This is a genomic window from Marinobacter pelagius, from assembly GCF_900114925.1.
GTDB lineage: Bacteria > Pseudomonadota > Gammaproteobacteria > Pseudomonadales > Oleiphilaceae > Marinobacter > Marinobacter pelagius.
In genome coordinates this window covers 914,789-929,368 of the sequence record NZ_FOUR01000001.1, presented here as the reverse complement: position 1 = coordinate 929,368, position 14,580 = coordinate 914,789, and the positions used below count along the sequence as shown (strand labels likewise).

Genomic DNA, 14,580 nt, shown 5'->3' with positions numbered 1-14,580 from the left:
TGAAGTGACCCCCAAAACCTGGACAGTTTAATCAGGCTGCCACGGCAGCCTGTTCTCTGTACTCCACCGGAGTCAGGCCGTTTAAGGTCAGCCGGATTCGGTGGCGGTTGTAGTAGTCAATGTACTGCTCAATTCCGTGCCGTAATTGCTCCACGCTATCAAACCGGTTCAGATAGTAGAACTCGGATTTCAGTGTGCCGAAGAAGCTCTCCATGGCGGCGTTGTCGAGGCAGTTGCCCTTGCGGGACATGCTCTGAACTAGCCCTTGGTCTGAGAGCATCCGGCAATACTCTGGGTGCTGGTAGTGCCAACCTTGATCTGAATGCACCACCGGTTTGGCGTCGCCCTTCAGTCGGCCAAAGGCCTTCTGGAGCATCCCGGTAACCATCTTGAGTACGGGCCGCTCACTGAGTTCGTAGGCCAGAATTTCACCGTTGAACAGGTCCATCACGGGCGACAGATACAACTTGCGCCCTTGCACCTTGAACTCCGTAACATCCGTCGCCCACTTCGTGTTGGGACTGGCGGTCTGGAAGTCCCTGGCCAGCAGGTTAGGTGCCTTTTTGCCCACAGGGCCACGGTAGGAGCGATATCGCTTCACCCGAACCTTGGATCTAAGTCCCAGCTGCTGCATCAGCCGTTGAACGATTTTGTGGTTTACCTTCTCACCCAGCCGGCGTAAAGCAGCGGTAATGCGTCGGTACCCATAACGCCCCTGGTGATCGCGGTAAATCGCCTGTATGCGAGCCTTCAAGGGCTCGTATTTATCTCCCGCCTGAAGCACGTTGAGCTGGTAATAAAACGTGCTGCGGGACAGCCCGGCTGCCCGTAGCAGCCGTGGCAGGGAATGCTCGCGCCTTAACCCTTGGACCGCTTCCGCTTTTTGTTTCGCGCTGCGGCTTTCTCTTCCCGGATCAAGGCATCCAGCTTTTTTAGGTACGCGTTCTCCGCTCGCAGGTACAACAGCTCTTCGAGCAGCTCCTCCTGTGACATGGTGCGTTCTGGCGCATCAACCGGTGGGCGTTGGACAGACTTTTTGGCCATCGGGGCAGCTCGCTCGATCTCGGGACATGGCTTTGTTAACTGACCACTATGATACTGCACCAACCATTTGCCAATAAGTCCGGTGCTTCGGAGATTAAACCGCGCCTCGGCTTGCCGGTCTGACAAGCCTTCTCTGGCCACGCATTCGATGACCTGACGCTTGAACGATGGGCTGTAATGATGCCTGGTTGCCGCCTCAAGCCCACTGGCACCATGGAGCCGATACCTCGCAACCCAGCGCCGGGCCAGTGAGTAATCAATACCGTAATGTCTGGCGACCTGGTGAAGGCTGATCTCATTCTCAAGATAGAGCCGCGCCACCTGTATTTTAAAGGTCTTGCTGTAGGTTCTTTTCATGTAACCCCTCGAAAGTCGGTGTCCAACTTTCGGGGGTCACTTCAAACCCGAAAGTGGGGTCAGAAGAACGCTTTCTTCTGACCCCTTTTTCATCCCGGAAAGCCTCACCAGCCCTCTGCTACCCCCCAAAGAAAACCTCAGCAAGCCTCTAGCGGCGCATAAGCCAGCACCAGCCACTTGGCCCCGTCATCAAAGTTCACCTGCACCCGGGTATGGTGCCCGCTGCCTTCACAGTTCATCACGATGCCCTCACCGAACTTCGGGTGCCGCACCCGCTGCCCAAGGCTGAACCCGGCCTGCTGGGCGGAATCCTGGCTGAACAGGCTCTCGTTGGGGCGCTCGACCATAGCCGGGCGGGTCACGGTGTTACGCAGGCGGACTTCCTGCAGGCAGTCGCCCGGGATCTCGCGCACGAACCGGGACAGGGCGTGGAATTTCTCCTGGCCATACAACCGCCGGGACTCAGCGTAAGTGAGCACCAGCTTTTTCATGGCCCGGGTTATGCCAACATAGGCCAGCCGGCGTTCCTCTTCCATCCGGCCGGGCTCTTCCAGGGACATGCTGTGGGGGAACAGGCCCTCCTCGACACCGGCCATGAACACCAGCGGAAACTCCAGGCCCTTGGCCGAGTGCAGGGTCATCAGCTGCACGCTGTCCTCATGGGCGTCGGCCTGGGATTCACCGGCATCCAGCGCCGCCTGGGCGATGAATTCTGACAGCGGATCCACCCCTTCCTCTACCTCGAAGTCCGACAGGGCACTGACCAGTTCCTCCAGGTTCTCCACCCGGGCCTGGCCTTTCTCGCCCTTCTCGCTGGCGTGGTAGTCCTTCAGTCCACTGACCTCGATCGCCTGCTTCATCAGGCCCTGCAGGGAGGCATGGTCCACCATCTCGGACAGGCCATTGATGATGCCGAGGAACGACTGCAAACCGGTTTTCGCCCGGCCCTTGACCTGGCCGGCCGCCAGCAAGCGCTCGGCGGACTCCCACAGGGAGATGCCCTGCTCGGTGGCGTATTCCCGCAGTTCCGCCAGGCTCTTGGCACCGATGCCGCGGGTGGGCACGTTGACCACCCGCTCGAAGGCGGCATCGTCCCGGTGGTAATGCACCAGACGCAGATAGGCCAGCGCGTTGCGGATTTCCTGGCGGTCGTAGAAACGCAGGCCGCCATAGACCCGGTACGGAATGCCCTGGCGCATCAGTGCTTCTTCCAGCACCCGGGACTGGGCGTTGGAACGGTAGAGGATCGCGGCTTCACTGCGCAGGTTGCCCTCGTCCACCCAGGCACTGATGGAATCGGCAATATAGTTGGCCTCGTCCTGCTCGTTGAACGCAGCATACAGGCTAATCGGCTCACCCTCGGCCCCATCGGTCCACAGCTCCTTGCCAAGGCGCCCCTGGTTGTTGGCGATCACCGAGTTGGCGGCCTTGAGGATGGTCTGGGTCGAGCGGTAATTCTGCTCAAGGCGCACCAGCCGGGCGTTGGGAAAGTCCCGCTGATACTGCTGGATGTTCTCGATCTTCGCCCCGCGCCAGCCGTAGATGGACTGGTCGTCGTCCCCCACAATGGTCAACGGCACCCGGTTGCTGGCAAGTACCTGCAGCCAGGCATACTGGATGGTGTTGGTGTCCTGGAACTCGTCCACCAGCATATGCTGGAAGCGCTGCTGGTAATGCGCCAGCAGTTCCGGTTTGTGCAGCCAGAGTTCATGGGAGCGCAGCAGCAATTCGCCGAAATCCACCAGCCCGCCCTGCTGGCACAGTTTCTCGTACTGGCGGTAGATCTTCAGCATGGTGGAGGTGAAGTGATCGCCCGGATTCTCCTGGATGTGGTCCGCCCTCAGGCCTTCATCCTTCTGGCTGTTGATGAACCACTGGGCCTGCTTCGGTGGCCAGCGGCTCTCGTCGATCTGGTTCTCCCGCATCACCCGCTTGATCAGCCGCAGCTGGTCGTCACTGTCCAGTACCTGGAAGTTCTCCGGCAGGCCGGCATCCTGCCAGTGCGCCCGCAACAGCCGGTGGGCAATCCCGTGGAAGGTGCCGATCCACAGCCCCCGGGTAGGGATCTGCATCATCTGCTCGACCCGGTAGCGCATCTCCTTCGCTGCCTTGTTGGTGAAGGTCACCGCCAGGATGGCCGTCGGCGGCACCCGGTCCACGGTCATCAGCCAGGCAATCCGGTGCACCAGCACCCGGGTCTTGCCACTGCCGGCACCGGCCAGTACCAACAGGTGGTCGTTCTGCGCGGTGACAGCTTCACGCTGGGCATCGTTCAGGGGATCGATGATGTGGGAGACGTCCATAGAGATTCGGTTCGCTACTGGTTAAATAAACAGGTCTGGGAGTATAACAGGGTATGGCGGGGCTTGTCGGGGGCTCGGCTCGGGCTTTTGACTTCGGGTTTTGGAGTTAACGCACAGGGGCGGGGCCTTCTTTCCAGGACACGCTACAAGCACGTCCCTGTGCGCTTGACTGTGGCCATCCATGGCCACAGACAGTCCTGGAAAGAAGGCCCCGCCCCTGCGCTGTCTGGCATCGAAGGGGGAGTCTCGCCCCCTCGACATTAGACGCCTACCTGGATCAGAAACCCCGCGGCACGGTTTGCGGCTCCACAAACTCGAACAGGCCCTCGAGGCCGCCCTCACGCCCGATACCGGAGGCCTTCATGCCACCGAATGGCGCTTCCGGGGTCGGGCCGGTGCCGGTGTTCCAGCCGACGTGGCCGAAACGGAGGCCGGCGGCGACGCGCTGGGCGCGGTCGGGGTCTGCGGTGAATACGTAGGAGGCCAGGCCGAATTCGGTGTCGTTGCCGGCTTCGATGACTTCCTCTTCGGTGCGGAACAGGGCCATCGGTACCAGCGGGCCAAAGGTTTCTTCCTGGTAGCAGCACATCTCCCGGTTGACACCGAGCACCACCGTGGGCGGGAAGAACAGGCCGTCTCCGAGCTCGCCGGGCTGTTTGCCGGCGACCAGGTTGGCGCCCTTGTCCAGGGCATCTTCCAGGTGCCGTTTGACCTTGTCGAAGCCCTGTTTGTTCACCAGCGGGCCGATGTCGACGCCTTCGTTCATGCCGTCGCCGACGGTCATCTTGTTCACACGTTCCGCCAGTTTTTCACCGAAGGCATCAGCCACTTTCTCGTGGACGAAGATACGGTTAGCACAGACGCAGGTCTGGCCACCGCCCCGGAATTTGTTGGCGATCAGGTTATCGGCTGCAGCGTCCAGATCGGCGTCTTCAAATACGATGTACGGAGCGTTGCCGCCCAGCTCCAGGGCCAGTTTCTTGACCTGGTCGGCGGTGTCGACGATGAGCTTTCGGCCCACTTCGGTGGAGCCGGTAAAGCTGAGCATGGGCACGTCCGGGCTTTCGCACAGGACCTTGCCGATCACGCTGGCCTTGCCCATCACCAGGTTGACCATGCCGTCCGGCAGGTCCAGTTTGTCCATCAAACTGAACAGGGCAATCATGGTCAGCGGGGTTTCGCTGGCCGGCTTGATCACCGACGGGCAACCCGCCGCCAGTGCCGCGGACAGCTTCTTGGCGATCATGCCGATGGGGAAGTTCCACGGCGTGATCAGGCCCGCTACGCCGATCGGCCGGTAGTGGACGGTCCAGGTGCAGTCCTTGGGTTTCTCCGGGATGGTATGGGCGTCGAGGGCCTGGATATGCTTGGCGCAATAATCGAAGAAGCCGGCGGCGTAGTCCACTTCGCCCTGGGCTTCTTTCCACGGTTTGCCGTGCTCCATACAGAGAATCCGGCCGATTTCCTCGCGATTGTCCTTCAGACCGTCCCGGATGTCTTCCAGCCATTTGCGGCGGGTTTCAATGGAATAGGGGCTGGTGAGCTTCAGGGCCGATTTGCCCGCCGCGATCGCAGCCTCGATGTCCTCCGCCGGCATGGAGGGCACTTTTGCAATCACCTCGCCGGTGGCGGGGTTGTAGACATCGAAGGTGTTGCCCTGGGCACTGTCCGTCCAGCGACCGCCGATGTAACCAGTGAGTTTCTCCAGCAGGGGTGACTCGATCATCTCGGCTCCTCTTCAGTGTTTGTCTGCGCCCCGCACGGGACCAGTTGCGTCAGTGGATGATGTCTTTCATAGTGAGTGTTGTAGCGTAGCCTGTAAAGTCAAGGGCGGGCTTTTGAACATTCTCCGACTGTGCCTATACTCGGAGCATTACCATCCCAGGAGGCCGGACAATGAAAGCGTTTTTCCATCCCGCACAGGATCAGCATATCCCCCAGACCTACTTTACCCGTGGGCAGATGCGTCAGCCGCAGGAAGTGCCTGATCGTACTGGTCAAATGCTGGACGGCCTGAAGGAGATGGGTGTTTCGGTCCTGCAACCGGCGGACCAGGGTGCCGGCCCGATATCCAAGGTTCATGATCTGGGCTATCTCCGCTTTCTGGAGTCCGCCCACCGCCGGTGGAAACAGATGGATGACTGGGGGGACGAGGTGATCTCGAACATTTTCGTCCGCTCGCCCAATCACCTGACCGGCATTCTTGCCGAGGCGGCCCGCTACCAGGCCGATGGCAGCTGTCCGATTGGTGAAAACACCTGGCATGCGGCCTACTGGTCAGCCCAGAGTGCCCTGGGTGCGGCCGATGCACTGATTGCCGGAGACAGAACGTCCTATGCGGTCTGCCGCCCCCCCGGACATCATGCCCGCCGGGATGCAGCCGGTGGTTTTTGCTACCTGAACAACGCAGCCATTGCCGCCGAACACATGAAATCCCGGTTCCCGAAAATCGTCATCTTTGATACCGATATGCATCACGGCCAGGGTATCCAGGAGATTTTCTACGATCGCAGTGATGTGCTGTACATCTCCATCCACGGGGATCCCACCAACTTCTATCCGGTGGTGAGTGGCTTTGAGAACGAACGTGGCGAGGGCGAGGGCTTCGGCTACAACATCAACATGCCCATGCCCCACGGCTCCAGCGAGGAGGATTTCTTCGCCAAAGTGGAAGAGGCGCTGGCCGCCATCAAACTGTTCCAGCCCGATGCCCTGATCCTCCCCCTGGGCTTTGACATCTACAAGAATGACCCCCAGGCCAAGGTATCGGTATCCTCGGAGGGCTTCTGCCGGCTCAGCACCCACATCCGCCAGCTGGGCCTGCCCACGCTGATTGTCCAGGAGGGCGGTTACGACCTGGAAGCCCTGAGCACCAACGTGCAGCAGTTCTTCAAGGGTCTTGAGGGCTGAGACTCACCGGTTATAAGGCCGGGGCGTAGACCTTGACGTTGTCATGCCCCTCGGCCTTCAGGTGGCCGGCGTGCATGCGGCTCATGGTGCCCCGGTCACAATACAGCAGGTACTGCCGATTCTGCGGCAGTTCCTCGATCTGCTGGTTGAGCTCGTAGAACGGGATCTTCAGGACCCGGTTGTTGGTCAGGGCCAGCGGTGACCGTTCTTCTTCGGTCGGATGGCGCACGTCGATGATGACGTCGTTCACCGCCGGCGTTTCCACCAGCTCCACTTCTTCCGGGGTGACTGTGGTTTCCAGCAGGCGGTTGACCGGCGTTTCGGTCCGCTCCTCGATGGCGCGAGCCAGCACTTCGGCATCCATATTCGCCTCATCGGCCTCGACCCGGTGCAGCTTGGCGCGGGTGGCCGGTTTCTGGGAAATCACGCCGCAATACTCGGGCATGTTGCGGGCGAAGGACTCTGTGCCGATGTCATGGGCAATGCGGATAATTTCCTGCTTGTCCATGGCGATCAGGGGCCGCAACACCACTTCGTCGCTGGCCCGGTCCACCACGTTCAGGTTGGACAGGGTCTGGCTGGACACCTGGGCCACCGCATCCCCCATCACCAGCCCGGCCACGTTGAGGTTACGGGCAATCTCGGCTGCCGCCTTGAGCATCTGGCGCTTGAGCACCACGCCCCAGTGGCGGTTGTTCACCGAGCGCATGATCTCCGCCACCACGCCTTCGAACGGCACGGAAATGAACTTCACGTTGTGGGAAGCGCCATAGCGGTCCCACAGGTAATGCACCACCTGGCGGACGCCGACCTCGTGAGCCGTGCCGCCAAGGTTGAAGAACAGGAAATGACTGCGCAGACCCCGGCGCATCATCAGATAGGCGGCGACGGAAGAGTCGTAGCCCCCGGAGATCAGGGTCATGACGCTTTCCACCGAACCCAGCGGATAACCGCCCAGGCCCTGGTGCTTGCGCCGGGCGATGTGGAATCCATCCTCCTTGACCTCGATCCGCACTTCCACCTGCGGTGATTTCAGATCGACACCGGCGGTATCGAAGGCTTTGCACAGTGCCGCGCCCACCGAGCGCTCGATATCGATGGACCGGAAGTCGTGGCTGCCCAGGCGCTTGGCTCGCACAGCGAAGGTCTTGCCATCCAGGCGACCGGCAAAGGCCGTGACCGCCTTCTCACCGATGTCCTCCAGGGACTGGAAGGGATACACCGCGATTTCCTGGATACTGGAAATGCCCGGGATGCGCAGCAGGGCGTCAATAACCGGGCCGTAGAGGCCCCGATCATCGGGAACATCGACGTCCACCCGATCCCAGCTGCCCTCGACGACGATGTCGTGATCGATTCGGGCCAGGAGCTTGCGGATGTTCTGGCGGAGCTGTTTCATCTGCTGCCGACGAACGGGCTTACTCTTGATGGCAACTTCCGGAGCGGGACGTATCAGTAATTTCATAGATCGGAGTTTTGTCGGGTGGCGTACAAAGAGGAAAGCACTTAGTGTACCGTTTTGTCAGAGTGCCTCAAAATCCGGCATTGCCGAAACCTTCAGGAGTTTCACCGTTAAATGACAGAACCCACGATCAACGCCCTGGTTTCCCCGGAGGGCGCCCTCGAAATTCTCTCCAACCATGAAGTCAACCGGCTCAAGGACCGGAGCGAGGGCGGCCTTTACCAGCTGTTCCGCCAATGCGCCCTTGCGGTGCTGAACACCGGTGTGGAGACCGACAACTGTAAGGCCCTGATGGAGGCCCACGCCGATTTTGATGTAAGGCTGGTACCCCAGCCCCGCGGCTTGAAGCTGGAACTGGTCAACGCCCCCGGTTATGCCTTTGTCGATGGCCAAATGCTGCGGGCCATCCGCGAGCACCTGTTTTCCGTGCTACGGGATATCGTGTACACCCACTCCATTCCCCAGACCATTGCCGGGTTCCGCCGGGACAACCCGGAAGACATCACCAACCTGGTGTTCCACATCCTGCGCAATGCCGGGGTACTGGAACCAGGGCGCCAGCCGGATATGGTGGTGTGCTGGGGTGGCCACTCCATCAGCCAGGCGGAGTACCAGTACAGCAAGGAAGTCGGCCACCAGCTGGGCCTGCGGGGTCTGAGCATCATCACCGGGTGTGGTCCCGGTGCCATGAAGGGGCCGATGAAGGGGGCCACCATCGGCCACGCCAAGCAGCGGGTGAAAAATGGCCGCTACGTGGGCATTACCGAGCCGGCGATCATCGGTGCCGAGGCCCCCAATCCGATCGTCAACGAACTGGTGATCATGCCGGATATCGAGAAGCGCCTCGAGGCCTTCGTACGCTGCGGCCATGGTGTGATCGTGTTCCCCGGGGGTGTGGGCACCGCTGAGGAAATCCTGTACCTGCTCGGCATCCTGCTCCACCCGGACAACGCCGACCTGCCGTTCCCGGTCATTTTCACCGGCGAGAAAGAGAACGCGGAATACTTCGAGATGATCGACAAGTTCATCCGCAACGCCCTGGGTGACGAAGCCGCCAGCAAGTATGAGATCATCATTGATGATCCGGCCCGCGTCGCCCAGGCCATGAGAAAGGGAATGAAAGAGGTGGAAACCTTCCGCCGGGCCATGCAGGATGCCTACTACTTCAACTGGATGCTGAAGATCGATCCGGTGTTCCAGCTGCCATTCGAGCCCAACCACGACAGCATGCGATCACTGGAACTGCACCGGGACCAGCCTGTGCACATGATCGCCGCCAACCTGCGCAAGGCATTCAGCGGTATTGTCACAGGAAATGTGAAGGAAAGCGGGATTCGCCAGATTCAGGAGAAAGGGCCGTTCGAGATCGCCGGGGATCCGTCGCTGATCAGGCCCCTGGAAGCCATGCTGGAGCAGTTCGTAGCCCAGAACCGGATGAAGCTGCCCGGCCTGGAGGCTTACCAGCCGTGTTACCGTATTGTCAGTGGGGCGGCCTGAGCCGCCCCACTGACATCGAGCCGGAGCTTACTTGCCACCGGCCGGCAGGCTGGCATAGTAAGCCGCCAGGTTGGCAATATCCTCATCGCTCAGGGCCGCGGCCTGGCCCTGCATGATGGCAGCCTGGCCACCGGAACGCTGCTTGTTCTTATAGGCCTTGAGTGAGGAAACCAGGTACTGCTCGTTCTGGCCTGCCAGATTCGGATAGGTCGGAATCTGGGCCAGACCATTCTGACCGTGGCAAGCGGCACAAACGGCAGCCTTGGCCTTGCCGGCTTCCACATCGCCCGCGGCAGATGCCAGGGTCGGCAGGGCAACGGCAGCGGACATCAGGCCGGCAATCGCGAAGTTCTTGAATTTCATAGTTACTACCCTCTCATCGTTATCGGCATGCAAATGCCAACAGGTGTTATTAAAACTCGAATGTAATGCACTTATAGCACAGAGCGCGCCCGGCTCAAATGTGATAGATCAAGGCACTCATTTCGACAATCGTCCCCTTTACCGCACTCGCGGGTTAGTGGGAAAGTACGATTGGCTAGAATACCCAGATTTCTGTTTCATCCAACCCGGAGACACACCCCATGTCCGTAGAGGTCCAGGAACTCCCCTGCCGTGAAGGCTTTCTTGGTTTGCTCACCCTGAACTCGCCCGGCACCCTCAATGCCCTGAGCGAAGCCATGGTGGAGCAGGCCCAGGAGGCCCTGGACCGTTGGGCGACGGATGACAGGATCTGTCTGGTGGTACTGCAGGGCGCTGGTGAACGCGCCTTCTGCGCCGGCGGTAACATCCGCCTGCTCTATGACGCCATGACCGGTCACGGTGACCAGCAAGCCCCTTCCCGCTTCTTTACCCGGGAATACCGGCTGGATTACAGCCTGCACCGGTTCCCCAAGCCGGTCGTCGGCATTGGCCACGGCGTGGTCATGGGTGGCGGCCTGGGCCTGCTGTCCGCCTGCCGCTATCGACTGGTAACGCCGGACCTCACCCTGGCCATGCCGGAGACCTCCATCGGCCTGTTCCCCGATGTCGGCGCCAGCTGGTTCCTCAACCGCCTCCCGGGCCGCCTCGGCCTGTTCATGGGGCTGACCGGTGCCCGGCTCAACGTAACCGACACCCTGCGGGTGGGACTGGCAGATATGGCATTGTTGCCTGAAGACCGGGATACCCTGTTCTCCCGACTGCAGGAGCAGCGCTGGGCCGGCGAAGCCGCTGCCGATGACAACCGGTTGTTCCGGCTGCTGAACCAGATGCCCGCACCGGATTACCGGGCGCTGCCACAAAGCAACCTGGAACAGCACGAGCAGGCGATTTCACGCCTCAGCGCCGGGGAGGAACTGCCCGCCGTGGTGGATCAGTTGCTTGGCTCGGATATAGACAGTGACTGGTGGCGGGCCTGCATCGACAACCTGCGCGGCGGCTGCCCGGTCTCCGCCTGGCTGGTGTGGACCCAGCTGAAGAAAGCCCAGCAGATGTCCCTGAAGGATGTGTTCCGGATGGAACTGGCCATGGCCCTCGAGTGCAGCCGGCGCCCGGACCTGCCCGAAGGCATCCGGGCGAGAATGGTGGACAAGGACCAGAAACCGTCCTGGTCCTATGGCTCGGTGGCCGAGGTTCCGGAGGATGTGGTCACCGCCCATTTCGAACCGGAGTGGGACGACGAGACCGACCCCATGCAGTTGCAGTAAGAAACTACAGACGGGCCCCGGCCTGCACCAGCAACATTTCCAGGTCCCGGCTGTTGATGGCCCGGGCCCTGGTCAGGGCCGTGCGGCCGTCGTCGGCCCGGTAGTTGACGTCGGCGCCGGCCGCCAGCAGCATTTCCGCGGTCAGCAGATCCCCGCTGCCGACAATTTTCATCAGCAACGACTCGCCACCCTGACTGACATTGACATTGGCCCCGGCGGCCAATAGAACCTTGACCACAGACAGATTGCCCTGCTCGGCCGCCCGGATCACCGGCGTATACCTTTGCTCATCCACCGCATTGACACTCGCACCCGCCGAAAGCAGCAGCTGGACCAGCCGACGACTGCCATCACCGGCCGCAACCATCAGGGGCGTTTCCCCCCCGGGCGCCGCGAGATCCGGATCAGCCCCCTCACTGAGCAGGTACCAGGCTACCCGGTCCTGGCCCGCGCGCACGGCCGCCATCAGGGGGGATCCCTGCTCAGTCACGGTATTCAGTGAGTGACCTGCTTCCGCCAGGGCTGAGACCTCTTCGAGCTTACCGGCCGCCGCTGCGTGAACAATCGGCGTGGATGCCCCGGAGGCCGTCCCCCGGGCCAGGTTACTGGGCGCATCCCGGACTGCGCATCCGGACAACAGGGTTAAAACAAGAAACGACAGGAACAATGCGTGGAGGGTGCCGGGTCCCTTGGCCATATCAACAATCTCTGTTTTGGAACGTCGGCCCATTCTGGGCAGCGCACGGCGGGAATTAAATCGAGCGGGTCACATCTCCGGCCCGTTCTCCAGAAGTTCGCGCACGACTGTCCGCAGGCGCTGCTCGCCGTCCCGCTGGCCGCGACACAGGCCGGCCGCCTGCGCCTCAGCCCAGAAGCGGCCCTGTAACACCGCCCCGACCCACAGGGCCAGCTCCGGCCGGGTCCTCAGCCAGTTCATGACACCTGGAACCTGCCCAAGCTCCCGGAGTACCGGCAGGCAAAAATCAAAGCCCCGGTGCCCGTGAGCAAAGTTGTCCAGGTCACGCCGGTCATCATCATTAAGGATGCGGGTTGCCGGCAGGTCGTCGCTGATGGCCGCCAGCAGTTCTGCGGACATCCCGCACCAATGCCGCGGGACCAGCGTCAGCCAATGCCGGGCCAGCCGGCCCCTCAGTCGATCCACCAGTTCGACACCCTGCGGACTCGATCCGGCCAGCATCTGCAGCGGGTACTCACCACTGGTGTTCTCCCGCTGGAACCCGACGCGAACCACATTCATCCCGCAGGACTGCCAGAAGGCCAGCAACTCCGGACTGCCACCAAAGCTGGTACCGAGGCCATCCAGCTCCTGCTCTGACACCCACTCCCGCGCAACTGCCACCAGGCGTTTGCCCACACCACTGCGGCGAGCGGGACTGGCCACGGCAACCCGGACTACCCGAAGGGTGCTCTGGATTGCGGCTTCCGGAAAGCCACTGTGGGATGCCAGGGACTGGGCCAGCAGGTGGCCCCGGATACGGCGCTGCCCCCGGGTAACCTTCTGTGCCAGTTCCTCGTCAAGTCCGCCCTCGATGGCCCCCCAGAGCACCCCGACGATGCGGCGCTCATGCCAGGCGCACCAGCTGACCGCGGACGGGTCATCCAGCCACTGGCGAAGATCGGCTGGGGTGGTCCGGTAGTGGGCATCGACCAACAAACCAAAAGCTTCGGCGAGTTCGGGCTCCGGCGCGTCAGCGGGGAACCATCGATCAATCCGGATATCCCGGGCTGGAACCCGGGCATCGTCGCTGGCCATGCCTGAAGCGGATAACAGGAACAGATTGGAGGCCAGCGCCTCCAGCGGATCTCCCGTGGCCCAGCGCACCGGCTGGGTCAGGGTGGCGGATTGCCAGTGCTGGGTCTCGCGGTCCAGCACGGAACGGAACCGGATGGCGAAGCCCCTGCCCGCTCCCTCGTAACCATGGACGGTGGAGCAGAAGGCCACCCGGGGCCATCCCAGCAGAATGCCCTCAAGAACCTGGGGTGGGATCGCTGCCGCCTCGTCGACAAGGACCACTTCGGCGGCCAGTCGCTGGGTCAGCAGTTCCTGCACCGGCAAAAAACGGAGCTCGGCCCCGGCCCGGGTGAGGAGGCTGTTGCCGTCATCAGTGGCAAGGTCCGTCCCGAGGGTTTGCCGGGCGTGGTGGAACAGGGTGTCGACGCTCTCGCGGCTGGGCGCCGTCACCAGGATGCGTTCGCGTCCCTGCTGCAACAGTCTGGCCGCGGCGATACCCAATGCGGCGGATTTACCGCGGCCCCGGTCCGCGGTGACCACCAAAGGGCGCCGGCGCCGGCCCTGGCCGAAATGCACCAGTTGATTGATCAGGCGCTGCTGGTCGTCGGTGGTGGCTACGGTGAAGGGGGTGTCTGGCGCCTGCAATGTCGGTATCAGGGTTCGCCCGGGATCGCGGGCATCGACCCGGATCACGTCGGAATCGCTGGCGAGAATCGTCGCCATGCGGTGAGCAAACGGGTGGTGCTCGGCGCTGTCGAGGCCGGTACGCCGGTAGTCCGGGTCGGCGAATCGATTCCATTCGTCCAGGGGCGGCATCAACCAGAACAGCAGGCCCCCGGCCTTGAGGGTGCCGGCAATCGCGGCCAGGCCATCCGGCGGGTTGCCCTGCCAGCCGTCCCAGACCACGACCGACAGTTCCCGGCCGAGCCAGTCTCTGGCTTTGGCCGGCGGTACTTCGGTGAGCTCGGCCAAAGGATTTTCATCACCAGGGCCGGTCCAGATACCCGGTGACGGGCTCAGTTTCGGCAGGAGTTGTCGAAGCCAGGCCAGCCCACTGTCCCGGTCGCCCTCGACGAGGACCAGGCGTCGCTCGCCGCGGGCGCCGAGGTGTTCAACCAGCCGTACCCAGGCTTCGTGGCCTGTGGGGTTGTCACCGGCGGTCTGCGTCATCAGTTGAGGTCTGCGGCGTGGGTTTTGAGGTTGTTCAGGTCGCATTTTTCGAGGGCGGCCTGGTGTGTGGCCCGGAGTCTTACCCTGGGGGCGCATCCGGCCTCGAAGGCTTCCTGCCAGCGGGCGGCGCAGAGGCACCAGTTGTCGCCGGCTTTCAGGCCGGGGAAGCCGAATTCCGGTCTGGGGGTGCTGAGGTCGTTGCCGCGGCTCTTTGAGAATTCGAGGAAGTCGTCGGTGAGGACGGCGCAGACGGCGTGGAGGCCGAGGTCATCGGGGCCGACGTTGCAGCAGCCGTCGCGGTAGAAGCCGGTTTCGGGGTCGGTGCCGCAGGTTTCCAGTTTTTCGCCTAGGACATTTACTGATTCTGACATTTCCATTAGGTGAACCTTCCAGTTT

At 62.0% G+C, this 14,580-nt stretch carries 11 protein-coding genes; 3 read left to right on the top strand and 8 right to left on the bottom strand.

Annotated features, from left to right (window positions below):
- Window positions 1–31: 31 nt before the first annotated feature.
- The 3 genes from BM254_RS04175 to BM254_RS04165 all read right to left on the bottom strand — a co-directional run bounded on the left by BM254_RS04175 (window position 32) and on the right by BM254_RS04165 (window position 5,430).
- Window positions 32–1,401, bottom strand: a protein-coding gene (locus tag BM254_RS04175; RefSeq protein ID WP_091999048.1) for an IS3 family transposase whose coding sequence is annotated in 2 segments (ribosomal slippage) — window positions 32–924 and window positions 924–1,401 — 1,371 coding nt in all. Because the reading frame shifts where the segments join, the coding sequence is not laid out codon by codon here.
- Between the two features lie 137 nt (window positions 1,402–1,538).
- Window positions 1,539–3,704, bottom strand: a complete 2,166-nt coding sequence (gene uvrD, locus BM254_RS04170) for a DNA helicase II (protein WP_091999045.1) — start codon at window positions 3,702–3,704, stop codon at window positions 1,539–1,541.
- A 277-nt stretch (window positions 3,705–3,981) separates the two neighbouring features.
- Window positions 3,982–5,430 carry an NAD-dependent succinate-semialdehyde dehydrogenase gene (locus BM254_RS04165; RefSeq protein ID WP_091999042.1) on the bottom strand — a complete coding sequence of 483 codons (1,449 nt, stop codon included), beginning with the start codon at window positions 5,428–5,430 and terminating at the stop codon, window positions 3,982–3,984.
- Window positions 5,431–5,600: 170 nt separating this feature from the next.
- Here BM254_RS04165 and BM254_RS04160 point away from each other — a divergent pair, with 170 nt between their 5' ends.
- The gene (locus BM254_RS04160) at window positions 5,601–6,614 is read left to right on the top strand and encodes a histone deacetylase family protein (protein ID WP_091999040.1); all 1,014 of its coding nucleotides are present in this window, start codon (window positions 5,601–5,603) and stop codon (window positions 6,612–6,614) included.
- Window positions 6,615–6,624: 10 nt separating this feature from the next.
- Here the strand turns inward: BM254_RS04160 and thiI are convergent, their stop codons facing one another.
- Complete coding sequence (gene thiI, locus BM254_RS04155; protein ID WP_091999037.1) at window positions 6,625–8,079, bottom strand: tRNA uracil 4-sulfurtransferase ThiI; 1,455 nt, start codon at window positions 8,077–8,079, stop codon at window positions 6,625–6,627.
- 111 nt (window positions 8,080–8,190) lie between these two features.
- Between thiI and ppnN the strand changes: the two genes are divergently transcribed.
- The gene (ppnN, locus tag BM254_RS04150) at window positions 8,191–9,573 is read left to right on the top strand and encodes a nucleotide 5'-monophosphate nucleosidase PpnN (protein WP_091999034.1); all 1,383 of its coding nucleotides are present in this window, start codon (window positions 8,191–8,193) and stop codon (window positions 9,571–9,573) included.
- A gap of 27 nt (window positions 9,574–9,600) precedes the next feature.
- Here ppnN and BM254_RS04145 read toward each other — a convergent pair whose 3' ends face one another.
- Window positions 9,601–9,936, bottom strand: a complete 336-nt coding sequence (locus BM254_RS04145) for a c-type cytochrome (protein WP_091999030.1) — start codon at window positions 9,934–9,936, stop codon at window positions 9,601–9,603.
- 221 nt (window positions 9,937–10,157) lie between these two features.
- Here BM254_RS04145 and BM254_RS04140 point away from each other — a divergent pair, with 221 nt between their 5' ends.
- On the top strand, window positions 10,158–11,261 hold the full coding sequence (locus BM254_RS04140; RefSeq protein ID WP_091999028.1) for an enoyl-CoA hydratase/isomerase family protein: 1,104 nt from the start codon (window positions 10,158–10,160) through the stop codon (window positions 11,259–11,261).
- Between the two features lie 4 nt (window positions 11,262–11,265).
- Here the strand turns inward: BM254_RS04140 and BM254_RS04135 are convergent, their stop codons facing one another.
- The 3 genes from BM254_RS04135 to BM254_RS04125 all read right to left on the bottom strand — a co-directional run bounded on the left by BM254_RS04135 (window position 11,266) and on the right by BM254_RS04125 (window position 14,555).
- The gene (locus BM254_RS04135; protein WP_091999026.1) at window positions 11,266–11,958 is read right to left on the bottom strand and encodes an ankyrin repeat domain-containing protein; all 693 of its coding nucleotides are present in this window, start codon (window positions 11,956–11,958) and stop codon (window positions 11,266–11,268) included.
- A 69-nt stretch (window positions 11,959–12,027) separates the two neighbouring features.
- A complete protein-coding gene (locus BM254_RS04130) occupies window positions 12,028–14,184 on the bottom strand; it encodes a tRNA(Met) cytidine acetyltransferase TmcA (protein ID WP_091999023.1) in 2,157 nt (718 codons plus the stop codon).
- A complete protein-coding gene (locus tag BM254_RS04125) occupies window positions 14,184–14,555 on the bottom strand; it encodes a DUF2237 family protein (protein ID WP_245777351.1) in 372 nt (123 codons plus the stop codon). Before BM254_RS04125 ends, BM254_RS04130 begins: the two co-directional genes overlap by 1 nt.
- Window positions 14,556–14,580 lie beyond the last annotated feature (25 nt).